Origin of the sequence: Peribacillus sp. NPDC058002 (assembly GCF_042886655.1) — a bacterium.
Taxonomy (GTDB): domain Bacteria; phylum Bacillota; class Bacilli; order Bacillales; family DSM-1321; genus Peribacillus; species Peribacillus aracenensis.
In genome coordinates this window covers 1-24962 of the sequence record NZ_JBHVQU010000005.1, presented here as the reverse complement: position 1 = coordinate 24962, position 24962 = coordinate 1, and the positions used below count along the sequence as shown (strand labels likewise).

At 36.1% G+C, this 24962-nt stretch carries 18 protein-coding genes and 2 pseudogenes; 9 read left to right on the top strand and 11 right to left on the bottom strand.

Translation table 11 applies throughout. From position 1 onward, the window contains the following. Positions 1-301 precede the first annotated feature (301 nt). The 3 genes from ACFVSH_RS02210 to ACFVSH_RS02200 form a co-directional block, all read right to left on the bottom strand. On the bottom strand, positions 302-445 hold the full coding sequence (locus tag ACFVSH_RS02210) for a hypothetical protein (protein WP_387704601.1): 144 nt from the start codon (positions 443-445) through the stop codon (positions 302-304). A 440-nt stretch (positions 446-885) separates the two neighbouring features. Then, a complete protein-coding gene (locus tag ACFVSH_RS02205) occupies positions 886-1359 on the bottom strand; it encodes a hypothetical protein (RefSeq protein WP_387704599.1) in 474 nt (157 codons plus the stop codon). Between the two features lie 57 nt (positions 1360-1416). Next, a complete protein-coding gene (locus tag ACFVSH_RS02200) occupies positions 1417-2667 on the bottom strand; it encodes a ParM/StbA family protein (protein WP_387704597.1) in 1251 nt (416 codons plus the stop codon). Positions 2668-3391: 724 nt separating this feature from the next. Here ACFVSH_RS02200 and ACFVSH_RS02195 point away from each other — a divergent pair. Next, entirely contained in the window at positions 3392-4294 is a 903-nt protein-coding gene (locus ACFVSH_RS02195) for a hypothetical protein (protein WP_387704595.1), read from the top strand. 1046 nt (positions 4295-5340) lie between these two features. Here the strand turns inward: ACFVSH_RS02195 and ACFVSH_RS02190 are convergent. Next, positions 5341-6462, bottom strand: coding sequence for a hypothetical protein (locus ACFVSH_RS02190; protein WP_387704593.1), 1122 nt, complete (start codon positions 6460-6462; stop codon positions 5341-5343). A 1296-nt stretch (positions 6463-7758) separates the two neighbouring features. On the opposite strand from ACFVSH_RS02190, the gene ACFVSH_RS02185 reads away from it, so the two are divergent. Continuing rightward, positions 7759-8244, top strand: coding sequence for a hypothetical protein (locus ACFVSH_RS02185; protein ID WP_387704591.1), 486 nt, complete (start codon positions 7759-7761; stop codon positions 8242-8244). Next, positions 8244-9899 carry a helix-turn-helix domain-containing protein gene (locus ACFVSH_RS02180; protein WP_387704589.1) on the top strand — a complete coding sequence of 552 codons (1656 nt, stop codon included), beginning with the start codon at positions 8244-8246 and terminating at the stop codon, positions 9897-9899. The genes ACFVSH_RS02185 and ACFVSH_RS02180 overlap by 1 nt, the downstream gene beginning before the upstream one ends. Before the next feature lie 587 nt (positions 9900-10486). On the opposite strand, the gene ACFVSH_RS02175 is transcribed toward ACFVSH_RS02180, so the two are convergent. The 5 genes from ACFVSH_RS02175 to ACFVSH_RS02155 form a co-directional block, all read right to left on the bottom strand. Beyond that, positions 10487-11077 carry a hypothetical protein gene (locus ACFVSH_RS02175; RefSeq protein WP_387704587.1) on the bottom strand — a complete coding sequence of 197 codons (591 nt, stop codon included), beginning with the start codon at positions 11075-11077 and terminating at the stop codon, positions 10487-10489. Then, entirely contained in the window at positions 11064-11474 is a 411-nt protein-coding gene (locus tag ACFVSH_RS02170; protein ID WP_387704585.1) for a hypothetical protein, read from the bottom strand. The genes ACFVSH_RS02175 and ACFVSH_RS02170 overlap by 14 nt, the downstream gene beginning before the upstream one ends. 239 nt (positions 11475-11713) lie before the next feature. Continuing rightward, positions 11714-12013, bottom strand: a complete 300-nt coding sequence (locus ACFVSH_RS02165; protein ID WP_387704583.1) for a hypothetical protein — start codon at positions 12011-12013, stop codon at positions 11714-11716. Positions 12014-12548: 535 nt separating this feature from the next. After that, positions 12549-12827: a DUF3847 domain-containing protein gene (locus tag ACFVSH_RS02160; RefSeq protein WP_387704581.1), complete on the bottom strand. Its 279-nt coding sequence runs from the start codon at positions 12825-12827 to the stop codon at positions 12549-12551. Continuing rightward, entirely contained in the window at positions 12820-13098 is a 279-nt protein-coding gene (locus ACFVSH_RS02155; RefSeq protein ID WP_387704579.1) for a hypothetical protein, read from the bottom strand. Before ACFVSH_RS02155 ends, ACFVSH_RS02160 begins: the two co-directional genes overlap by 8 nt. A 216-nt stretch (positions 13099-13314) precedes the next feature. Here ACFVSH_RS02155 and mobQ point away from each other — a divergent pair, with 216 nt between their 5' ends. The 5 genes and pseudogenes from mobQ (at position 13315) to ACFVSH_RS02130 (ending at position 20416) form a co-directional block, all read left to right on the top strand. After that, positions 13315-15327, top strand: a complete 2013-nt coding sequence (mobQ, locus tag ACFVSH_RS02150; RefSeq protein WP_387704577.1) for a MobQ family relaxase — start codon at positions 13315-13317, stop codon at positions 15325-15327. Positions 15328-15959: 632 nt separating this feature from the next. Further along, positions 15960-16328, top strand: a complete 369-nt coding sequence (locus tag ACFVSH_RS02145) for a hypothetical protein (RefSeq protein WP_387704575.1) — start codon at positions 15960-15962, stop codon at positions 16326-16328. A gap of 158 nt (positions 16329-16486) precedes the next feature. Beyond that, a pseudogene (locus ACFVSH_RS02140) lies at positions 16487-16747 on the top strand (ATP-dependent DNA ligase); the annotation flags it as partial. Positions 16748-17272: 525 nt separating this feature from the next. Next, positions 17273-18379 (top strand): annotated as a pseudogene (locus ACFVSH_RS02135) (IS110 family RNA-guided transposase); the annotation flags it as partial. A 744-nt stretch (positions 18380-19123) separates the two neighbouring features. Then, on the top strand, positions 19124-20416 hold the full coding sequence (locus tag ACFVSH_RS02130) for a helix-turn-helix domain-containing protein (protein WP_387704573.1): 1293 nt from the start codon (positions 19124-19126) through the stop codon (positions 20414-20416). Positions 20417-20567: 151 nt separating this feature from the next. Here ACFVSH_RS02130 and ACFVSH_RS02125 read toward each other — a convergent pair whose 3' ends face one another. Further along, positions 20568-21989: a M20 family metallopeptidase gene (locus tag ACFVSH_RS02125; protein WP_387704571.1), complete on the bottom strand. Its 1422-nt coding sequence runs from the start codon at positions 21987-21989 to the stop codon at positions 20568-20570. A gap of 54 nt (positions 21990-22043) precedes the next feature. After that, positions 22044-23288: an MFS transporter gene (locus tag ACFVSH_RS02120; protein ID WP_387704569.1), complete on the bottom strand. Its 1245-nt coding sequence runs from the start codon at positions 23286-23288 to the stop codon at positions 22044-22046. Between the two features lie 1157 nt (positions 23289-24445). Between ACFVSH_RS02120 and ACFVSH_RS02115 the strand changes: the two genes are divergently transcribed. After that, on the top strand, positions 24446-24962 hold a 517-nt coding region (locus tag ACFVSH_RS02115), incomplete at its 3' end, for an HAD family hydrolase (RefSeq protein WP_387704567.1).

Sequence of the window (24962 nt, the reverse complement as noted above, 5' to 3'; positions counted from 1 at the left end):
CTTGCTTGTATTTTACCAGTGATATTCCTTTTATTGATTAAATAAGCCAAAAAATTACAAAAAATGAACCTATTGATGGGATTCGTAGTCATATAACCCTAACTTTTCTGGTTAGTATTCTAGAGACTTTAGTCTTGTTATTATCCTTTTTACTAATCCTTGATCTATTTTTTTCTGGCTAGATCTAATTGCAATTAAGATTTTTAAGTTCATAACGGTAAAAACCTTCTTTTAACAAAATACGCGGCTGTATTATTCTCAAGGAATAATACAGCCGCGTATTTTTGTTTTTATATTATTGCTATTGTCCCATCATCTTAACGTCTTCCATATGCTTTGGAACATTTTCATTAAATTGGTTAAATAAATAATTAAGGTAGGAGTTTAGTTCGAATCGATCTTCCTGAATAAAATGGACAAATGGGGTTTTATTTTCTGCTTCCATCTTTTCCTCCCCTTTACTTTATCTTTAATATCATCCAGAACGATAAGCACACCCCAATTTGAAGTACATTACATTTTCCGTTTGGAAATAGTAATTTTTTAATGGATCATCATTTTTATAAATGTAGTATTGGCCCTGCCTACGTCAAGATACCATCGCCTGTTTTCATTATAAAAGAAAACGCTTACATTTTCTAGTGCTAACGTAATACAAATTTTGACAAAACTTTTAAATATAAAATGTGGGTCCTACTTTGTGAACCTTGTATAAGGATCCATCCACTCAATGGAACCCCCTATATATAACATTTCTACAAGGGCTCTTTCATTTGAATTGGATGTAAGGTTAACAAAAAAAGAGACTGAATCAAATTAGTCGTTATTCAACGACCTTTTGATTCAGCCTCTTACATATAACTGAGCTCTATTTTTAAAAGTGTTTTATCCCTTTAAATTGGTCATCTTCCCCAACTTCAATAGTTTAGAAAGGGCTTCGTTTGATTGACCCTTACCTTCCTTAGCATCTTCTTCATGATTCACAGGCGCTTCAGATGGGACGATTGGTGAGGAAGCTGGCTCACTTTTCTGGGATACCGGCTGCACCATTTGCTGGGCAAGCGCCGTCCCTTCGGGATTCCCTACAATTAAAGAAACAATATTATAAAGAATCCTTTGCCCTTCCTCCGTTTTCAAAAGTGCTAATTGATCATTCGCAAAGGTGTCTAGTGGAAGGTAAATACCTTGTTCTTTATAAGATCCATTCCGAACCTTTAATCCATCTTCTATAAGCGCGCTAATAAGTTCATTTCTGCTTTTAAAGCTGTCTACCAACTCATTAAATTCATTAGCCCATTTTATCGAGGTTTTTGGGGTATATTGAATCCCCCTACCTGGAGTGATTTTTCTATTGGACAACGTTACCACCACCTTGTATCACAACTAAAAGAAGATGCTGCTCCTACTCTTGCAATTTTATGCTTCAATTGATTGCTTTTCAATTTCAGCAATAATATTTTTCAAGAGATATGCTTTACTTGTAAAGAAACTGGCTTGATCGATATTCGGAGGAAATAAACAATCTTCTTCTTTAAGTTCCGCTAGGTATTGATAAGCGAAGAGAAGCCCTCCCCCGACGATAATCATTTGCCCAACGTTTGTATCAACAAAATACCGGATGACTTTATCTTTCACTTCTTCGGCATATTGTTTTGTATATTTTTCTACAATCTTGGTGATATCTGCTGTTTTGGACTGCCATGTCGCTTTAAAGACAGGAGAATATTTAGGTTTTTTAACCATTTTATCGATTTCCGGCTTGATGAACTTCCTCATGAATTCTTCACGTGTAAACGAGATCTTAGGAGTTTTATTCACCCTTTCAAAACGGGCCCTTATGCTGTCGAATTCCTTTAGTTCAGCTGCTTCTTTCATGATTAAATCAATATATTTATTTGTACCTATCAGATGGTTTGTAGATTTAGTTGAATTTAAACCATTTTCATCATAAAGAGCTAAATCCAATGTTCCAGCTCCCAAATCAGCAATGGCAAACTCATCATGGATCTGTGATGAAAATTCAGTTTCCACCACTTCCCCATCCACTAAATCAAAGGCCAATGCTAAGTAGCTCGTTACGCCTTCCACATTAAGCTGAACATCTGTAATGTTAATGGTTATGGTTTTGCCTTTATAAGGCCCTTTTATTGCTGTAATTTCATGCTCACCCATATATAAGTTGATTTTTTCCGATGACGCCTGTTTGGCCTCTTCTATTGGAAGCCCAAAACTCAATGGAACGTCTACCTTATTGGTCTTACCCGATTTCCAAGCAGCTAAGGCTAATCCAGCTAAAGTTGTTACAACATGGATTTCATTCCCTAATTTATCTCTTGCATCACTGCTGGTTTCTCTTAAATTATTTTTGTCATTTGTTGAAATTTGAGCATATTCCCCTACTGTATAATAAGCATTTGTTCGATTCTTTGGTAAGGCTTTACTTTTAATATGTACATGAAGGATCATATCATCAGGAAAAGATTTATCTGCGCTTTCATCTGGCATATCTTCGGCAGTGGTTTCCGCGTTTTCCCCGATAATACTCGCGATATTTAATGAAACGACATTTCCATTTTGATCGATATACGTAATTTTATTAGAAATGTTCCCGCTATCTACTCCTGCAATTAAATAATCCTCTTTAAATAAAAAATCAAGTTTTGTCATGGTCTTCCTCCTTCGGACTAATCTAGTTTAGTCTACTTACTATCCAATATATAGAGATCCCCTGTTAAAGTCAATGAAAAACTAGCGATAAATTGACGTTAACGATACTTCAGCGCCGATTTAATATCGATAAACTATCGATACCCCGACACTAACCATCAACCTTTGTGATCAGTCGGTTCATATTAACTATATATTTGACGGTGAATTGACGTTATCGCTTTTTTAACTACTTTTATCGCGAGAAAATTAATGGCAACTTATCGCTAAAATATTCGACATTATTGTTACTTATCGTCAAATTAACGTTATCGGTTCTTTAACGTTGGAGGTTCTAGGAGGAATCACTTCATATAAATCGCACTAAACTAGATTAGACTAGTTTAGTAATGAGATAATCATCCGCAAATTAACGCTAATACTTTCATATTAATTGTATTCTACCGCTAAATTAATGTTATCGGTTCTTTAACGCGCGAAATGTGGAAGAAACGTACAATAATAACCAAACTAGATTAGATTAGATTATTTATTATTGTACTTATAGATTAAACTAGACTAGATTGAAATTGGTCAAATATGTCCATTATTTCTATTAAAGCAAACAAACCTAGTTGATTAGTCTTTATCTAGTAGGTAAACTATAGATAAAGATAAATTGACGCTTAGCGATAGGTAGATAAAAATAAGCTATAGTTAAACTAGCGTTAAGAGGAGGGTTATCGTGACAAACAGAGTCCAGGCTAATAAGGATTTCATTACAGAAGCACTTCGTGACGATGCTTTATTCACTTCGTTGGTGCTTGATAAGGAATACAGTGCCAAACTATTTAAAGAAGATATACTAGAGTTGGATCCGAATGCCATGTATTCAACCACCGATTGTTCTGATAAGATCTTTAATATCGCTAATTCGACGTTAAGGTATTACGTTAGGATGCTAGAGGGATACTTAGAGATTTATGTAGAAGGTAGAAAGAAGCGATTGCCATTTCTCACCGTTTTTAAAATCCACATGACTTTACTGTCAATTGAGAGGGGAGAAACGATTTCCGATATTCAAGTTAAGTTATCGCTAAAGTCGATTCCTCAACAAAATGGCGGAAAAGCAAAAGGGAGTAAATATAATGAGGATACCTTAGATCAATTATTCTCGGAATTTGATAGAAGGCAGAATGTAATGATGAGAACCTTCACGCTACAAAACACAATCAATCTAATTGAAGTGGAGTTGTTGAGAAGGAGAACTGGAATAGCTGATAGAAAAAGACAAATTGAAGTTATAGAAGAAAAGATTAAAAATCATAGGTTAAATCGAAAAATGGATCGACAAGCTGCGAATGTGTTAAGAAAGAGTTTGGAGCAAAAGAAAAATACAGGTTTTTTCTCTTTCTTTGCAAAAAAAAGTACAGAAGATACTTTGAATATAGAATCTGACATACTAGTGGATGAAAGGGATATCAAAGCAGACCATATAGAAGTGGAATACATTGAAGAAATAGATACAATAAGGCAGAAGATTAGTCAAATGGAAGAAGAATCACTTGCTTTAGAAAAAAGGTTAAAATCAGAAACAGCACTTCTAACAAATGAAAGGGAAGTATTAGAACAAACTATGGAAGATTAATAGTTCTTTTTTATTTATTTTTGATTTTTGGGATAAGGTGGAAAATTGGAACCTCCCAAAATTTTTATATGTAAGCTTTCTAGAAGATGGATATTTAACCTTCATTTTGTAGATTCAAATTAGGAATAAGAGTATCCTTTTGCTTTATAGAGATCAATGATGGTTTAAAGCTTCTCAATGAGCTCTCTAGAGCTTTATAGCAAGTAAAAGGGGCCTTGCCCCTTAATTAAATACGTTGAATGCAGGAAAAGGATATAAGTTTAGGCCACCGTCTTGGGTGGTCTAATTTTTTTACAAAGTAGTTTCTTTTTTAAGGTATTACTTGCAGAATTTTTGGTGAAAAGCGATTTTCTGAAAGGTGTTATAGAATGCTGCTCACTTGGGCTGAATTTTCATAGCTGCCGTTTTAAGCTCGTCCCAACTAATTGAAGGTTTCTTCTGGTGATTGTATAAAATTTACAATAAATGAACCTTAATCTAACTAATATGGTTATTAATCTTTTCATTAGTTTTCAATATGTAATTGTTGAAAGGCTCATTGTTTTACAGTGAGTACATTAATCCTAATAATCCAATATTTTAAATTCTGTTTGATGTGATCTATTTCGTAAATAAACAAATTTAATAAAAAGGCATATTTAATAAGAAAATACAGATTTAATAAAAGAAACAGAAGTAATAGGCATTTTTCTATTGTTAGATATATCCCTTGAGCGACAAGGGTTCTAGTCATTTCTAAGAGTCATTTTAACAGAGTTTCCACTTTCCCACATATAGAATGTAAATGAAGTCACATATACACAGGGCTTTTTTTTAACTATTTACATATTCACAGGAGTGTATTTTTAATATCCACTATTTCACAAGGTAACATTCGGAATCTATTAAGCGTAAAAAAATAATCCTTCTTGAAAATTCTGCCAAAATTCGTGACAGAGGAGGGAAGGAAAGACTTTTGTTTTAAGGGAATACTTTTAATATAGTTTTTGCGTATATTCGAATAGCCCTGTGAATGTCTTATTTTTTCACAAGGCTGGGTTAAGCTATTAAATTACACCGTGTAGCTCTGGTGCTTGGCCGGTTTGGGTGTACTCTCTGATTTTGGCTTCATGAATTAATTCATAAGGAATATTTTTTAAGGCCCCAGGAAGATACTTTCTAAAGGCCATTCTGAAAAAGGCCCCAATCGAGTAGAAATGGAAAGAACCTTTTCGTTGTTTTTCTGTATGTATATGAATACCAATCTGATCCATTGTTTGTAAAAAGAAGTTTTTCATGAATCGATCACGTATGGTGAAGCTTTCATCGTCCTCATCCATAAGATAGTTCAGTTTATTCATTACTTCCTGCTTAAAGGAAATCATGACATCGATTTGGTCTCTTGGTTTAAATTTAATTTGATGTCCATCAAAGAAATAGGTGAGCTCTTTTGATAGTTTCGCCATGAGTGAGTTGACATTGAATTCATCCGTGTTTTCTTCCACACATTCCGGCTTTAAGGAAAAGGAGGCTTTTTTAATCCATATTTGCTTCCCACGAATCTCTATCCCTGTGAATTCGATGGAAAAAAGAGCTTCTAAAACGCTTAAAGTTTTACGAACCCCTTTTGCATTTTTGTTTAGTTGAAGTTTAAGTGTCTTCATTGTCCGTTCTTGTTTTATTTTCTCCATTTCACCTGTCTTGCTGAAAGACAGACCAGTCCGGAACTGGTTAAGTAAGGATAAGAGAAGTTCGATACCTTCAGGGTTCGAGGTACGTACGAATTCTGCTAAAATATTCGTTTCAAAAAGGGCGTGCGGTATGATTAGGTAGTTGAGGGATACACCATTAAGTTCAGGTGTATTATACTTATCAACATCTTTTAACATGATAACAGGTAACCCTTCGTGGATTTCCTCTTTTACAAAATGATGATCTTCTAAAAATTTTTTTCCTCCCCAAAGGGTAGAATAAGAGATCCCAAGTTTCTTTGCCCAGTAAGAAAGATTATATTCCTTAAGCATGCCTCGTTGGTTTTGTTCTACTTGTAATTGGTTTAACATGGTCATATATACGACATAGGCAGAGGCAGGAGGGCGCTCAAATGACTGATCACGAAGAAAATGGAATTCTTTTAAGATGGCATGATGCATTCTAAAACCATCGATTCTTATTCTGGATTCTTTCATTTTAAGCCCTCCTCTCGTCTATTTTTCTAGTTTGAATTATAGCAGAATGGTAAAACAGGAAATGGTGTCCTTTATTAAGGGATTTTCAAAGTTGCACAACGTGTGCTCATCCCTTGGGGGGCAAGGGATTGAAAAAAAATCTAAATATTTTTGTGTGAAAGGAAACGTCATTTTTTCACACTGTTTGTGCATATTGTGAAAGGAAACGTCATGCTTTCATGGATAAGCAAATTAGGATAAACGTTGATATATCAATGTTTTCATAAAATTGTCCATCCATAAATGGACAAGAATAAAAAAACTTGCACAGAAATGTGTGCAAGTTTGTGTGAGAGCAAACGTCATAATTCTTCATTTTAGAACAAAAAGAGATAAATTTATGCACTATTTTGTGTGGGCTCCTAATGTTTTCTGAGATTTTGTTGGTGATGTAGGGGTGTAAAAGGTTGGTTGATTAAAAATGTTTTAAAAAATCCCAGATCAAAAGAGGGAATTGTGCACATTGTGAAAGGAAACGTCAAAATATAAAAAGTTGCACAGTTAATTATGGATGAGTGAGATGTGCAAGAAGGCGTCAAGCTAATGTGATGTTATTAATGGAAGATAAACTTGCATATCCATATCTTTGTGCACATTGTGAGAGCAAACGTCAAATGAAGGAAAAGTTGCAATCCCATATAATAGTGTGCTTGTTGTGAAAGGAAACGTCATTCTTTAATCATTAAGAGGGCTGAGATAAAAACTGGTATATCAACATTCTAATGAAAAAAGCCATTTATAATCGAACTAAAAGCGTAAAACTTGCACAAAAACGTGTGAAAGGAAACGTCATTTCCCCATTTATTTGACCTTGAAGGACATTACTTTATGCAAGGCTTTTGGTATAGAATCTATATTTTAATAGAAGTTTTATAAACAGGCTTGTGCACATTGTGAGAGGAAACGTCAAAGGGAGGATAAGTTGCAATTTTATGGAAAGTAGCCAATAGACCAACGGGCAACAAACTTTATAATTATGGACGCTAGCGCAATTTAAAAAACTAAGTGCCCAGCTTGCCCTGAACTGATTGTTTATACGTTTTTTTCGTTCTACCTACTTGCAAATGGCTAAAAGCATCCCCTTTGCAAGTTTAGATGGAAAATATTGAAAGTGAACAGAGAAGACAAGAAGTGTTTTGTGCACATTGTGAAAGGAAACGTCAAAATATAAAAAGTTGCACGTTTAACTCATGTGTTGACAAAAGCAACAATACTCACTCATAATTACCATATTACTAGATTAGAAGGGGAACACATATGGATTTTTTAGTAGGAGTTAAAGAGGTGGGGGAAATTCTCGGCTGGGATCGGAGAAAGGTTTCCACCTATCAACTGCGTGGCGTGCTTCCTAAACCAGTGGTCCACTTATACAGTGGTCCCATATGGTTTCGAAAACAAATCGAAATTTATAAGGTTGGGAAAGATTCTGGTGTCAGGACTTATTATATAAAAGATGATATGGTCTATGAATGTATGCATAATCAACCCTTCAAAGATACGATCTATTCCCCTAACGACATCAAAGAACAGATGGGAAATTATATCCTTTATCAGGAAAAGGACATCCAACAGTTGAAAAAAGCCATCCTAGAAAAAAATCCGATTGTTCAGTTCCTTTCTTTTGAGTCCGTTAGCTTTCTGCACGATTTGGGTATTTTGGAAACCGCTGTTTTTCAAGATTACATCCAACAGTACTCATTTGAGGACATAGAGTCGACAAAAGAAGGGCGGTTTAAAGAATAATGTTACTACCCCTGCAAACGAAATTTTTGAATGTCATGAAAACGATTTTTCCAGATTATCCTCAACTCTTTGTCGATTGGAATATGGATATCAACCATCTTATGTCCGGTCAAGATGATTACCAGCCTAGCCAAACATTAAAAGCATTTTTTGTGATTTTGGATAGCTTGGTGAAAGATTATGGATTGAAATTCGAGGATATGGAACAATGGGTTGATGATTACATAGAAGAAATTAGAAATTTTGTCCTTCCACACATACAGATTATAGGAGAAGAGAATTCAGCACCTTCCCCAAAGTCTAACAACAGGGAAGTGATAAATGCCTTGTTGAATCAAAATTTTGCCGAGTCCGGTTCAGCCTTATTATTTCATAAATTAAGGGAGACCATCAGTAAAAATGAATTCGACATTGCAACTGAGATTCCTACTGCAAGGATTGCGGAGAGGGCTTTAGAAGCGACGGCTCAAGTGAGGGCAGAAAATGATTATCTGATGATGAAATCCAATGTAGCCATCGAACAATGGAAAAATCTCACCTCTCAAGCCATCACGTCGATGGATGACTTAACCGCAGATATTTTTGATATTGTCTCGATTCTTTGGATGCAACAGGCTACTCATAAGGACCAAATGATTCATTTCCATACGGATGATGCTTTGAATCTAAGGAGATTGCAAGGTCGGAAAGAAGATTTAGACGGCTATCAAATGTCTTATAGAAAAAAAGAACGGGACGATATCATGAAAAGGTTGGCCGCTCTCACAACGATATGGATAAGAATTGAAAAAGAGAATTTGAGGTTCATTAATGAGGACCAGGGAGATTTTGAGGAAATTGGACAAGTCCAGTTTAATCCCTTGTTTTTGGTGGATAGTGTGACGGTAGCCTATCGGGGGGATAACCCGATTGGTATTTATGAATGCAGCATTCGTCCAGGGGAATTGCTCGCAAACTTCTTATACGGTTCCCAAAGGAGCAGTGGGCTGCTTGCATTAAAGACTCTAGAATACCATCCAATTAAGCAAAAGTACCATAAACGGTTATCCAGGTACCTGTCCTGGCAGTGGAGGATTCGCCAGAAGAGTGCAGACTATCTCAGGGCTTATCATATTGGGGGAGACAAAGGGCTTTTAAAAGTCATGGATTTGGACGTGAATCCGCGATATGGTTCAAGGATCAGGGAACAATTTGAGGAAATATTGGACACTTTGCAGCAGGATGGAATCATCAAAGGTTGGAGCTATAAGGAAACAACCCTTGAGAAGCAAATTGAGCAGGAGAGAAATTGGTTCGCAAACACCTGGTTGAAGGCACGTGTCCAAATCATCCCACCTACTGAAATCACGGGAATGGGAGATGACCAGGACTTATTATTGATTGAGGATCAGGACTATGACACAGAGAATTTTCTAACTATGTTGAAGGGTATGACAGACAGGGAGACTAGTGCAACCAAGGAGATGGTTGAAGAAAAGCAGGTTTCTCCTGAAACGATAAATAAGGAAAGAACGGATCGGGGATTAAGCATTTTAGAGGCAGCTAAGGAAATGGGAATCTCCCATAGTACCTTGTCCAGGTATGAAAGGAATATAATTAAACGCCCGTATACAGTCAGCTTAGAAAAGATGAAAGAGTGGTTAAATGCAAAATAAGCATCTAAACGGTGCTTATTTTTTTTGAAGATTTTCCTAACATATCATGCGGAGCATTTAAGATAAATTCATATTTGCACTGAAATAAATATTGAGGGGATTAAAATTTCTGTGATTGAAATGAAGCATAGAGCAAGGGTTGCTGGTGGAAGTGCTATTGGTGACTAAGTTGCCTTGCTCGAAATATAATATTCCCTCAAAGGGCGAATGTTACATATCAAACTAAAACGGTGATTGTTACAGTCTGAAAAAAGTAACTAGCCACCGGCCAGGTCAAATGTTGCTACAAATACTAACAATAGATAGGACTTGTCTCCCTGTGTAAGCCAGTATGCCAATTCGATATCCGATAATATTGGGGTGATTATTGATGAAAATATTGTTGGATCAATAGTCCGTTGATATGAAATAGAAGAGAAGTTATTGGTTAACGATGGGGGCTAGTGCTGAACAGCGAAAAGCAAAGGTAATGAGCTTGGAGAACTTATACAAGTTCATTACCTATGTAAGTTGCATTGTGAATGCATAGGTTCATATTTTGAAATTTTGTCTGAGATTAATGGTTTTTCCCTAGAGTTTCGTATATTCTATTCGGTTTCATCATCAAGCAGGCGCAGGATATTTTCTATGACACCCGCATGATCACCTTTTCGAAATTTATCAATAAAGTCTATATAAAGTAGCTCAAATACCTTTTCTAGTGTGTAGCCATGTCCTGGCTGAACTTCCTCCATATCGGCAAGCAAAATCTCTCCACGTAAGGCGTATTTCCTTCTCATGCGTAAATTCAACGTTTTTATTTCTTGGTTCTTTTCTTTATGGATTAATTTAAAAGCAGATTCCCCATATTTTTCAAGTCTTGAATCTTTACCAGCATACTGATCCAATGAGGTGAGCAATCGGAATATGGCATTTGAGTCTGGATTCTTTTTTGCAAATAGTAAAAAGTCATTATATAAAAGATTCATCAAGTCGTTTTGTTCGAAATGCAGGTCTGATAGCTCTTGAATATCTTCACAGAAAACTTCTGCTCTTAGAAATAGATTCAAGGGGACATCTATACTCAGTAAGATGGTTGAAGATTTATTTACTTTATGGAGTAGCTTTCCGATAAAGGTTGTTGATCTGATTAAAGATAGTTCTTCATCTATAAGATTGGCTTGGCTATATTTCCCCATCGGTTACGCCCCCTAGTTGCCTTTTTTTGTATGCTTCTATAAATATCCGATGAGCTGCTTTTCGAACGCTACATTTCCAACCGGCCGCATAATCGCCTATCCTTTGATACGTTTCATGATCTACTTTGCAATGAACCGTGTAAGGCTGGTCAGTATAGGTGACGTCAGGGTATACGAGAACCTGTTCAAGACCAAACAACAGTATTTCCGTGCCAAAAGCTGTTTTGGAGCCATTCCAGTATCGTCGGGATTCCCTTCTTAATATCATGTCCATGGGTTCGTCCACGGGAATTTTTATGTCATGAAGCTTATCCGAACGAACTTTTCTTTTTTGTGGTTCAATCGCTTTTTTATTAGAAGAAGAGAGAACCGGATTCAAATGTTTAACCTTTCCCATTTGGTTTTCCCCTTTCAGAATCGTCTTTTTCTTTGGGTTGGTTGGTCAGTTGGTTACATCGTTACGCTATGCCAAGAGTGGAGGGAGGTATATTTGCTAGGGATTATGGCAAGGCTTTTTTTTAAGTGAGGTGATACGAAATGAGTAAAGATATTTCAAAAGAACTGGCTGAAAAGCTTGCTAATAAGGCATCCACGCTACATTACGTAAAAAGCACAAATGAATCTAAAAAGAAATAATTAGCCTAAAATAATCTTAATTCCACCCTGTTCAGTGAGTTTGTATGGGGCTTGATTCTGTTTGGTAATATAGTTTTGATCTGTCCAGCAACCATCTTCATCCCGCCCCCAATCCGGGCAGGGGAGAGGGACGTCAGCAATTTTATGTTTTTGAAGGATACTTTTATACTCGTTTGAATGTGCGGCAACAAATAAGGCCAAACGGATAATTTGATTACGGTCTAGATCGGTCGCTTTGTACACATTCTCTATATAATTTTTATAAATGTCCGGGTATCTTACGGTAGGTCTATACACCATTTTCCTTCCTCCTTTTTAAATAGTATATGGACGTCTACTGGTTAAAATGCCATTTGGTCAAATATGGTTTAGTGCAAAAATTCTGAGATTGATTAAGGGATAATTAAACTAGATTAGTCTGGTCTGGTTTTTAAAAAACCCAAACTAGTCTAATCTAAATTAGACTAGTTTGGTGTGGTTTAGTTTATTTTGTTATTTGAAGCCAAGGAACTTTCAATAAAGAGGGATAGTGAAAAAAAGAAAGAAAATTCGTCTGTTTGTTTTACTACTACACCGTTGGATCGAGTAAGTAAGATAAGGCATCTATCATCATGTCCACTTTACCTGATTCAATTTTGGTTTTTTCTTTCATGATATTAATTATTTAAAAGACAAAATAATACCATTACTGATAAGAACTAAATAATTCATACTAAGTATAAAAAACTAAAAGGATAAAAAATGGTACCTCTATCATGAAAATTGAAATGAAGAAAATAGCGAAATTGTTTAAGTGTGGTTAATTTATGGGGCTTTCAAGAATGGCTTAATCTTATTATTTTAAATGGACTTCTTCATCTAAACTTTTTATCAGTCGTATTACATATTCTTTATTTTTATTTTTAAAATTAGCTAATACTTTTAGTAAGTTTTCCGTGTCCTTGAGGGACATACTTTCTGCTTCTAAGTACTTTTCCAAAAGTGCTCCTTTTTGAATCAGTCTGCGCGTTCGTTCTTTTCTGGATTCGTTTGAAACTTTATGTTCTAGAGCCCTCTTCTTTTGCTCCAGAACCTTTATTCTGTCCTTCATTTTTTGTAATTCTTCGTTAGGCATATGAATTACCTTTAGGTGGTTTTTGTGAAAAACTCTTCTCTTCCTCATTATCCTCTTTTGAAGAAGAGGCTTCACTTAATGATTTCACTTGATTATTAAATGAATCAATTAATTCCTTTGCTTCATTCAGGTCTTCCACTTCCCATGAATCCATTAGATATTTCCCTATTTCCCTTTGAGTGGTGTTCAATATCCTTTTCTGCTTTTCTTTCAATTTTTTGATTTGTTCTTCAATACTTAAAATTTGTTCTTTTGTATTCCGCTTTACCAACACCAGCACCCCTTATGGATATTTTTCCTAATTGTAACACTTGTCCTAAAATATGGATAGTGATAGAATGATCCCGAAGATATCGATCAAGGGCGCACTTATATACCACTATCGTGATATTGTGCTTTGGCTTCTCCTTCGGAGAAACCAATTTCGTGAAGCGTCTGAAAAATTCGCTTCGCTCATGTTAGGAAAAGAAAGGGAGGTGCATGAACCGTGGCCATCTATCATTTCTCCAATCAGATTATCTCAAGAAAAAAGCAACAAAATGCCATTGCTGCAGCTGCATATCGGTCTGGTGAGAGATTGGTAGATGAAAGAACCAATGAGTCCAAGTTCTATAAAAGACAAGTGGAACCGATCACTCATATTCTTGCGCCTAGTCATGCACCTAAATGGGTATATGATCGTCAGCAATTGTGGAATGAAGTGGAGAAAGTAGAAAGACAATGGAATGCCCAACTGGCCCGTGAAATGAATGTAGCCTTACCTAAGGAGCTATCTCATGAAGTGCAAGAACAATTAGCCATTGAATTTTGTAAGGAGGTTTTCGTGAAGGATGGCATGGTTGCAGATTTAGCGATCCATAGGGATGATGAAGAAAATCCACACTTCCATATCATGTTAACCATTCGGCCTTTTAATGAAGAGGGGACATGGGGAAATAAACAAGTGAAGGTCAAAGAAGTCATTAATGGAAAACAACAAATAAAAGCCACACATACAACGGATTGGAATACCAAAGAAAAGCTTGTTTACTGGAGAGAGCAGTGGGCGACTTTTGCTAATCAATACTTAGAGAAAAATGGTTTTCCTGAAAGGATCACACATTTATCGAATAAAGATCAAGGGCTTGAAACACTCCCGACCATTCATGAAGGAGTTGTTGCAAGGCAGCTGCAAAATGAAGGAAAAGAATCTGAGAGAATACGGATAAATATGGAGCGTAAAGAGTACAACAAAATCATCATCGAACTGTCAGAAGTGAAGAAAGAAAAACAGAGAAAAGAAAGAACAGAAAAGTTTGTTCGCCGCTTCACTCCTTTAGAGAAAAAACAACTACGTGAGTCAGCCAAATCCTTACGACTTTTTGTCAATTTCGAAAACATTAACACTAGAAGGAACCAGTTGGACAAATGGCATGCGCGACTAGAGTTTAGTCAGGATTCCATTGATGCATTAAAAAAAATGAACCGGATTGAAAGAGAAAGGGATGTGTTAGATCAAGTTGAAAATATTTTGGGAAATGAAGCCTGTAGGTTTTTAGAAAAGTATTATCCGAATTTTAATATGGAGGATCTATCTAAAGAACAAAAGATTGAAGTGGTAGAAACGACGGTCACGCAGAATAAAAAGTTAAGTAGCCAGGAAATTGAAAAAGTCATACTTGATTTAGAGAAAAAACAAATCGAAAAGGACTTGTACGTCTTACTGAATAATAGACCAAAGTTTGTTCTTTCCATACAAAAAGAAATAGAACGTGCAGAAAAGCAGTTCGAGAATTTGCGTTTGAAAAATGGGGTTAATTTTGCTGATGGATCAACCATCCAAAATGCTTCTGAAAAAGAGCTACGTAAAATGCAGTTTATATTAAAACAAAAAGAGGATTTGAACAAATTATTAGGCCTGTTGGGAATGCTTTATGACCACCAACTTCAAGCTATGTATCCCAATTGGGATGGAAGTAATTATTTATCGATTGAACAAAAGGAATTCTTTGTCATGGCAGAAGAGTATTATGGGAAAAACATTACGCCTGTGGATTTTTCAAACCCACCAAGAAAATACTCTAAAGATGAACAAGCCGAAATTATTTCCTCTATTTATCAAATAAGTAAAGGTCATAGGAATTCATCCAGACGACATCAATCTATTGAGCTCTTAAATAAGAAGTATCCAGATTTCCAAACGGATAATCAATCTTATAAACATATGTTCTATTATGAGTGCATGAGATATTCAGATGAAATTGGCCAAGAACGAATGAATCAACTTCAACGTGCCTTTGATGTCCAGTCTGTTGGTAAAGAAGAGGACTCCCAACTTGGGCATCCCACCACTTTTGATTCGAAATCTAATCATCATTCAAATTCCTTGCCTTATGATGGTTCCGATTTCTTTTCTATTCTTGAAAGCGCCATCCGTGAAGCTGATCGAAAATGGAGGGAAGATGAACTTGAACAGAAGAATAAAAACAAGAGAAAAAGACAAAAGGGGATGGAACGCTAGGTTATTTGATGGATGTCGAACCCATTCGAGCGTTCGGGTCGGTGGCTTGCTATCTCACCCTTTTTCGTAGGTGGACAACAAAGCAGATAAAATCAGCAGGATCACTACCTCGAAGCATTTTTGAGGGTCCTCTACCGATTTGGAAGCTATAACCTATGGTCCAATGATTATGTAGACCCAATCTGTTTTTGTTGAAGTTAGAAATCTGAGTCATATAGCTAGAGAAGGCTTTTATTGTTCATCCCCTGTGCATGCGATTAAGAAAGTAGGATTAGAATAACTTCCATTATCTTCTACATATTGGAGACTTTATTTGTAACTGGAAAAGGTGCACATCAATAAATGGAAATTAAAGGGGGTTATATTTTTGACCATTAGGAAGAGAGCATATTAAAATAATAGTGATTGAATAAAATAAAAAAAAACCAACAATCTCAGAATCATTGAATGAGTGTTGTCATGATTTAAGCTGTGTTTTAAACATGCCAGTGAAAGATGTGGGGGAGCATTTTATCATGGCAGCGATAAACAGCAGGGAATGCATTGAAAGCTTGTCCATGTATTTCAAAAGAGACTACAGGCATAGTAACACGATATTTCGAGGGGATCTTGAAGCAGAGGTAATCTAGAAGATGAATATCATTCAGAAGGAAAGGCTTCATTTAAGATTCAAGGCATCCGATTATGAAAGAATCAGTTCGTTGGCCTACTCAATGGATTGCAGTATCAGCTTGGCGACAACAATGCTGCTGACGTCAGGCATTCGTAATGCAGAAATCTTCAATGAAGTGGTGGATTCCGAACTTGTCCGTCTGCTCGATCCAGAAAGGCTTAAAAGGTTGCGGATCATCCAGAAGTACATAAACAAATTAAATGGTGATTCTAAGATATCGATCTTTCAAATTGTTTCTTATGTAGCACATGAAGTAGTGGACACGACAAAAACCATGCACGAAAAAGTGAATAATTGGATAGATGCCAATATAAAAAATATTGAGTGAAAAAAACCAATTAAATTATACCATTATAAAAATAAGTCCCTCAGTCAATCTTCAAAGTCATGCATAAGACCTTTAGTAGTATAAAGGTTTATAATTAACATAATCTACCTCACAGATTACTCAACAATCAATGCTACAATTATTATGAGGTGGTAACTTTGTTTATTTCTCCAATGCTTTTGCACAAAACAGAGCAACCCTTCGATGATGGGGATATTATAAATGAGCTGAAGCTTGATGGTATCAGATTAATACTTTCTAAGTTTGATGATCGAGTAAAGTTGTACACTCGTCATAACAATGAGGTTAGTTCTAAATTTCCTGAATTGCTTCAGGTAAATATTCCGGAAGGAACTATACTTGACGGTGAAATTATCGTAACTGACCAACAAGGAAAGCCTGATTTTGAAGCAATTATCTTTACTAACTCTTTCATTACCCTATTATAATAGGGTTTTTTGCATTGTTTATATATAAACAAAGAAGATAGGTTGGTGATTTATTAATCAATAAGTGGTATCTTTTATTTTGTTCAAAGATCCACATTAATGTTCTGCTGCACTCTTTTGGTCTTATTAGGTGGAGGAAATTTAGAGAGTTGATTACTTTTTCTCTAGGTACTGTGAAGAATATGGGATATGGTTATTTGGAGGTTTGTTATTGTTGTATTCGATTTATACAACAATTAAAGGATTTTAAAAAAAGACCGCTAACTCTCTTCGTTAATTATCTTTAGGTTGCGATTATTTAATAAGGGATGGAATTAAGGTTTGAAACCAAATTTCATCCTGGAGGGACCAATGATAAACAAGTTTGAAACCAGATATTTTTATATTATCAGCACAAGTGACGATAAATTTATTAAGTGGAATACAGTCAAGGGAATTCTTAACGAAGATATAGAAGATGATTATGAAATAATTTCTGATTTAATGGCTCAAGATGAAAAGATCCGTCAAACGATGAAGGAAGCTAAGAAAACAGAAGTAATTGTTGGAATTGAGCCAACTGGTCACTACTGGATGAACTTAGCTAATTACTTAGATCATTACGGCATACCACTAGTCATGGTGAATCCAATGCATGTCAAACGATCGAAGGAACTGGACGATAATTTACCAACAAAAAACGATAAAAAAGATGCATTAGTCATCGCTCGTTTATTGAAAGATGGGCGTTTTAGCTATCCACGTTTATTAAAAGAAGTAGAAGCAGAACTTCGTATCGGATCTACTCTTCGTTCAAAGTTAACGGAAGATTTAGCGAGTATTAAAAACCGAATCATTCGTTTGGCTTGATCGTTATTTTCCCGAGTTTACTCAAGTCTTTCCGGCTTTCGGAAAGATGGCTCTAGCTACATTGGAAATGACTCCGTTGCCACAGGATATCGATGAAAAAAGTGCTGAGGAACTTGTCTTTCTTTACCGTAAGGTAAAGGGAATGAGAGCCCCACAGCTACCAAAAGCCAAGCTACTCATTGAAGCAGCGACGAACTCAATTGGACTGACAGAAGGGACACAGATGGCCCGACATGAAATTGCCACGCTCCTGCGTCAGTATCGCTTACTAGAAAACGAAATTGAATCTGTGAATAGTCAATTATCCGAAATGGCCCAAACAACTATGGAATATGAGCTGCTGGCTTCAGTTCCTGGATTAGGAGATGCGACCATTGTTGATTTGCTTTCAGAAGTTGGTAGCTTTTCACTTTATGAAAATCCACGCCAATTGATTAAACTAGCGGGATTAACATTACGGGAAAACTCATCTGGTCAACATAAGGGACAAAAACATATCTCCAAACGAGGAAGAAAGCGACTTAGATATATTCTTTTCAAAGTAATAGTTCCACTCATTCGTCACAACGAGGGGTTTAAACAGCTTCATAAATATTACACAACACGCCAACAAATTCCTTACGCGGAAAGCAATCGATGGTGGTACTCTGTGGTAAATTGTTGAAAGTATTGCATGGTATTTGTAAAAAGAAAGTCCATTTTAATGAGCAGAATATGATGAAGGATCTCTACTGCCTCTCAGAGGCAGCGTAAGCATTTCTAACTATCGATTTATAACAAGAAGGATGACACGGAGAAGCCAGCAACATTACTAAACTAAGACCAAGAGTCCCCGGGGCAGCTTAGCAGGCCTCTGCCTTATGAATAGACCGAACGAAGGAATGTAAGCGCAAATGACGCTAAGAGACATGGGAGGGTACGTCATCATAAGTTTCGCAGAGATCTATTGTGCATCACATAGTGGAGAAAATAGCTAATGATTTCCATTAGTTTTAGCGAAGCGTACGCTCAATTTAGTAATAAAAACCAGAATTTCAATACTCTGTTTAAAAGTAGAATGAAAAAATAATTCCCATAATACACCGAGTGGTGCAAACCGTTGATACATCAATGTTTATAGAGGGAGTTTTCTTGTAATAGATAAAATTAAAATTGAATAACGTAAATCTCAAGTTTGTGAATAATTGTATTTAAACTAACAGGTGCGTTCAATAAGGGAGTTGCTTAGGCAGGGTGATTCATCATTAAGTAAAACAACTAAACCAAGCCTATTCAAGCCTTGGTTTAGTTGTTTTTTTATATGAATGGTGAAACTTAATTAGCTTTATTTATTTTAATTTACCTGCGAGGATGAATAGGGTTAGTACGGTTAGATAAGGGGCAGCTTAAAAGAGGTTTTTCTGCTATATACTTTTGATATAATTAAATTAGAATAAAGAATTGGAAATTGAATTTCAAAAGCAACTTAGGGTTTAACATGAAAAGGGAGGGGCATTCTTGAAAATTCGTCTAGGACTGTTAGGTGTAGCAGACTCCTTTGAAATTATCCAGTCCGTTATCATTAAATATCCGGAAATCATTTGTATACCCATTGAGTGTCTATCAGAAGAGGACTTAATTAAGAAGGTATCTCCTATTTTAGAAGAAGTCGATATGTGGCTTTGTTCGGGTCCGATCACTTATAAAATAGTACAGGACTGGAAAAGGATTGAAGCCCCTGTATTTCACGTGAAATATACAGGTTCTACTCTGTACAAAACTGTTTTGAAAGTACTATATGAACAAAAAATCGAGGTTGATGAAATCAGTTTTGATTCAAGCAATGTATCTACATGGGAACAAGCCTTACAGGAGGCAGGGATAAAAAATAAGCCAAGATTTGTAGAATCTGAAATGATTTCTTTAGAAGGATTAGTGCAATATCATTTTGATCTTTGGAAAAGTGGCCAAACTAAAGCTGCTATCACTGGCCATCCTATACATGATGAACTTCTCCGTCTCGGTGTTCCTGCTTATCGTACTCTTCCATCATCAATGGCCGTTGAGGCAGTGGTAACCAATATACTTCGCACTTATGAAATGTTACATTTTAGGTCTACCCAGATTGCTGTACAGATAATTGAAATTGATTCTTTTGTTGGACTGATAAAGGATACATTTTCTACTGATGAGATTTTTAGAATTGAGATTAAGTATATGGAAAAGTTGCTCTCATATACAAAAAAAGTACATGGTTCGATTAAATCTTCAGGATTTGGACGTTATGTTATTTTTACCACCAGAGGACTCTTGCAGGATATAACGGGTAATTTTAGGCAGATACCAGATATCCATGATTTTGATCAGGCGAGTAAAGAAGCAGTTACTTGTGGAATCGGGATAGGACAAACTGTATATGATGCTGAAATTAATGCAGGAAATGCCTTATTACACGCGAAAGAATGTGGAAAAGGCACATGGATGGTTTGCTTTGATGATAAAAAGATAGCAGGCCCGTTAGGAAAGCCGGAGCAACTTACTTATTCCTATATTTCAGAACATTTAGAGTCGATAAGTCAACAAACATCACTTAGTGTTATAACATTAAATAAACTGAAATCTTCTCTAAAGAAATTATCAAATGATGAGCTTAATGCAAATGAACTTGCAAACTATATGCAGATTACTCCAAGGAGTGCTCGTAGAATTTTAACAGCACTGGAGGAAAAAGGGTTTGCGCAGGTTGTTGCCGAGGAGAAGCCGCATACACGAGGACGACCACGAAAGATATATAAGATTTCACATTTTTAACTCAGTTAACAGATTACAAAAATTGATAAAATAATAAACCTAGCCATCTCCATTTTGTATTTTTTGTCCAGATGATAGTCTGCATGGGAAAGAGGGTTTATATCACCCGAAAAGAGAGCACATAACTACTTGTGCTCTCCATTCTCCTACATTATGTGTTTTGTAAAATACGAACTTTATATTTCTTAACTTCGGCTGGTAATGGTGAAACGTATTCTTCACCATCACGAAGCTCAACTAACTCTGCTTTTGCCTTTTCAATTATCTCTGGGTGATTGAGTACTTCCACTGCTGTTGCCGCCATCACTTTTCCGGCGTGAAGCATTCCTTTATGAGCGATAGAAGTTGTTCCAGTTGCAACGAATTGCCATGTATGGAATGGTGTTCCTAGTGCTTCACAAACTGTCATACATTGTACGGTTGGAACGACCCAGCTTACATCCCCAACATCTGTAGAACCTGTCATTGATCCATTTGCAGGTATAAATGAGTCAATGACGTCAGATAAGGCCTTTCCAGCTAATTCTTTATTCATTTGCACTTCTAACTTTTTGTCCGCTTCTGAAAGCGATTCACGAATAGTTCTTGCAAATTGGAGATCAGCTTCATCATGTTCAGGCACACCTAATGCAACGAAGTTATCATACATTATTTTTTCTAATGTTGTATTCGGTATTACGTTAGAGAGAGCTGATGCAAAATCTATTTCCACTTCTGTTTCCGTCATTAGAGCTGCACCTTTGGCAATAGCACAAACACGTTGGTAAACTTCTTCTGTTTGCGAGACGCGAGGAGCTCTTACAAAATATAAGACTTCTGCATCTGCTTGGACGACATTTGGTGAAAAACCACCAGTATTCGTAATCGCATAGTGTACTCTTGCTTCTGGAATGATATGTTCACGTAAATAGTTCACGCCAACGTTCATGAGTTCAACTGCATCAAGGGCACTTCTTCCTAAATGCGGACTGGCTGCTGCATGGGCACTCTTTCCTTTGAACTTGAAGTAAACTTCGTAACAAGCGAGGGATGCCATCGACATAACGTTATTGCGTGTTCCAGGATGCCAACATAATGCAAGGTCTACATCATCGAACAATCCTTCTCTTACCATGAACGTCTTACCGCCACCAATTTCCTCTCCAGGGCAACCGTAATAACGAACTGTACCTTTAATTTTGTTTTCTTCCATATAGTAACGGAGTGCTAAGGCTGAAGCTAGTGCACCTGTTCCTAGTAAGTTATGACCACATCCATGTCCATTACCGCCAATTATCTCAGGATTGAATTGTGGAACACCACCAGTCTGACTTAACCCTGAAAGGGCATCAAACTCTCCTAAAAATCCAATAATTGGTTTTCCACTTCCGAAACTACCAATAAAAGCAGTTTCGATATTTCCCACACCTTTTTCAACAGTGAATCCTTCTTCTACTAACGTTTGACATAATAATTCTGCTGATTTAAACTCTTCGAATCCTGTTTCCGCATAACTCCAGATTTTATCACTCACTTGAATAAGCTTTTCACGCTTTTCTTCTATTATTTCTGATAATCGATTGCGATAATCCATTTCTTTCACCCCTAGATAGCATTATATTATGAAATTTTTTACATTTAATAGGACTTATGCTTTTACTTCTAGTGAAGCGCTTTCATAAATGCTGGTCTTATTTTTCGGTAATTTAAACAATATAGTACAAATTAATACTACAACTAATGCGCCTATCAGGAAGATGAACGCCGCTTGGAACGATCCTTCAAATGCATCTATAAGTATGCCCATTGCTGTTGGGGCAATAAATCCTGCCAATCCTCCAGTAAAATACATCGTTCCCATAAATGATCCAATTACATTTTGCGATACGTATTTAAGCGGAATAGATATAATCGCCATGGCAATCGCTGAATCTCCGAAAGAGAAAATACTTTGATAGATAATGGCTAATTGAATAGAAGGTGCCTTAAACATTAAAAATAAAAAAATGCCTGATATAACTGCACCAATTAATACGATGAACTTTTCTTTACCTGCCAACGATTTATCAATTAAATAGCCTGTTAAAATAGCAGATAACAATCCAAATGCTTGTGGAATCATAGCGAGAGAGCCAACTGTCTTTAAATTTAAACCACGTGTTTGCTCCAAATAAGACGGTAGCCATGAAGAGAAGCCCCAATGCACAATGCTTGAACAAAAGTACATAATGACAAGGATCCATAGTAGCTTACTTTTATATAAGTCTTTCATCGGGATTTTTGGATGGATTTTACCATCTTGTGTTGTTTTAACAACCTTCGGAGGATGGTAATATTTAACTAATAACAGTGTTACGACAAGACCGACGCCACCAATAAGGTAAAACATGGCTCGCCAGCCCCAAGTGTCTGCGATTAACCCAGAAATATATAAAGCGAGCACCCCACCAATTAACTGAGCAGCAAGTAACATTGACTTCACTCTTGCACGAACTTCTCTTTTGTAAATTTCCGTAATAGCAACACTGCTCCCTGTGGGCAATCCCCCATCACCTAATCCAAGAATCAATCGAATAGCTAAAATCGCTATAAATGACCCAACCATTCCTGTTAACAATGAAAATAGAGATATGATGAATACTGCTATTACAATAACTTTTCTCGAACCAAACTTGTCTGCAAACCACCCTGCAATAAGTGTCATACACGCACTACTTAACCAGAAGCTACTAATTACCATACCACTCTGCGTTTGCGATAAGTGCAATTCTTTACTAATAGGTATGATGGCTACATTCATACCAAACAACGTTAATGAATCAACAATCCATCCAAGAAATAGCAACGAAAAAATGAAATGACGTTTACCATTGCTCATCTGTATATTCTCCATGATTGCCCCCTTTTTTTAATATTGAGATAATTCAGTTGATGATAAGCCGAATTATACTCCTATTTATTTACGGATAATAAAGGTCCTGTCCGTAATTATATATTTATTTCGAACGTTTCGCAATAAACAAATTACTAATTTATTTAATATTTCTTTGATCTGTTTTTAGCGATTCAAAGATAATTTAGCAAAAACGTAAATGACCCGATGATAAATATGAATTAATCAATCAATGGGGTCCAATTAGTTGACCTATGGATAAAAGGATTAGAGTATGGAGAACAGGAGAATAAGCATCTAATACCTGAAGTTGTATATGCTGCACCGACATTAGGCATTATGGGTGCCATATTTATCATTTCCTTGAGCCTTTTATACTTAAATCATGCTCGACATAAGGCAGCTAGAAATGGTCAAAGTTCTGTAGAAATTGAAGTTCTTGATTTTCGTAATCTTGGATTTCTTACATTGTTTATTGGAGTTACAAGTTTTGTCGTTCTTTTTATTATATGGTCAAATAAACCTGCCCGTATTCATTTTGGTGATAAAGAAATAGGGAGAAAGGCAATATCTGAGAAGTAGTATTTTTAGGTCTTAACGATGCTTTAACCAGGCATCGTCTTTTTGCAGTTTGTGAAGTATTGTACTTAAACCCCCATGAAAATTAAAAACGCTCAAAATCAAGAAAAAACCACAACAAAATAGACCCAGTAAAAACGCTTTTTAAAAAAGGCGGAGCCTTATGAGTGATCTATTTAAGTTTGGTAAATCGTTAAACAATTACCTCAAATCATAGCAAATTACCTAACCAGGAGCTTTGTTTAATGATGAACTGAAAAGAGTGATATGTTTGAATAAAAAGAACTTTTCACTTTATCTTTAATAGATTTGCCTTTACTTTCCCCTCTTTACGGTCAGTTATTGAGGCTTTTTCTAGTTGATAATGAAAATAAGAGCAGGTGAATTGGACAAATTAAGACCTGATTTACAAAATCTTAACATTGGATTGATGTGGGGTTTACATTGAATGATTATGATTTAACCGTAATAAACAGTAATGAACAGTAAAGATACCACATTAAGATTGGCTTTTTATTGAGAGCAGGTATCAAAGCTAGATAGAGAATTTAATAGAATGAGAAAAGGGGCTATATAGCATGAGTTTCATCGCGATAGATTTAGACGGAACATTATTAAACGACCAGAACGAAATTAGTGAAGAAAATATAAAGGCGATTCAATATGCCCAAGATAGAGGCTTTGAAGTAGTTATTTCAACAGGGCGGGCTTATTTTGACGTTCAAACAATTTGTGAAAAAGCCGGGATTTCCCCATTTGTAATCGGGACAAATGGTGCAACCACTCATTCCAAAAGCGGAAAGTGCATTTCTTCTATTACGATAACTAAAGATCGTGTCGAATCTATTCTCCAATGGTTAGATGAACGGAATTATTATTACGAAGTGTTTACGGATAAAGCCATTTATACGCATAAAAAGGGAAGAGAACATTTCCATAATGAGATTAAAAGTTTGAAAAGTGCCGATTTGAATACGGATATGAAAGAATTAGTTGAAGTAGCGGAAAGGCAATTTGACCAGTTCGGATATGTTTTAGTCGAAAACTATCATGATATCTTAAAACAGGAGGAAGAATTCTATAACATATTGGCAT

What these genes read in the sequence shown, in the direction of transcription:
- ACFVSH_RS02210 (WP_387704601.1), bottom strand. Translation starts at nt 445, where the DNA reads ATGGAAGCAGAAAATAAAACCCCATTTGTCCATTTTATTCAGGAAGAT.
- ACFVSH_RS02200 (WP_387704597.1), bottom strand. Translation starts at nt 2,667, where the DNA reads ATGACAAAACTTGATTTTTTATTTAAAGAGGATTATTTAATTGCAGGA.
- ACFVSH_RS02190 (WP_387704593.1), bottom strand. Translation starts at nt 6,462, where the DNA reads ATGAAAGAATCCAGAATAAGAATCGATGGTTTTAGAATGCATCATGCC.
- ACFVSH_RS02185 (WP_387704591.1), top strand. Translation starts at nt 7,759, where the DNA reads ATGGATTTTTTAGTAGGAGTTAAAGAGGTGGGGGAAATTCTCGGCTGG.
- ACFVSH_RS02180 (WP_387704589.1), top strand. Translation starts at nt 8,244, where the DNA reads ATGTTACTACCCCTGCAAACGAAATTTTTGAATGTCATGAAAACGATT.
- ACFVSH_RS02175 (WP_387704587.1), bottom strand. Translation starts at nt 11,077, where the DNA reads ATGGGGAAATATAGCCAAGCCAATCTTATAGATGAAGAACTATCTTTA.
- ACFVSH_RS02170 (WP_387704585.1), bottom strand. Translation starts at nt 11,474, where the DNA reads ATGGGAAAGGTTAAACATTTGAATCCGGTTCTCTCTTCTTCTAATAAA.
- ACFVSH_RS02165 (WP_387704583.1), bottom strand. Translation starts at nt 12,013, where the DNA reads ATGGTGTATAGACCTACCGTAAGATACCCGGACATTTATAAAAATTAT.
- ACFVSH_RS02160 (WP_387704581.1), bottom strand. Translation starts at nt 12,827, where the DNA reads ATGCCTAACGAAGAATTACAAAAAATGAAGGACAGAATAAAGGTTCTG.
- ACFVSH_RS02145 (WP_387704575.1), top strand. Translation starts at nt 15,960, where the DNA reads ATGAATATCATTCAGAAGGAAAGGCTTCATTTAAGATTCAAGGCATCC.
- ACFVSH_RS02125 (WP_387704571.1), bottom strand. Translation starts at nt 21,989, where the DNA reads ATGGATTATCGCAATCGATTATCAGAAATAATAGAAGAAAAGCGTGAA.
- ACFVSH_RS02120 (WP_387704569.1), bottom strand. Translation starts at nt 23,288, where the DNA reads ATGGAGAATATACAGATGAGCAATGGTAAACGTCATTTCATTTTTTCG.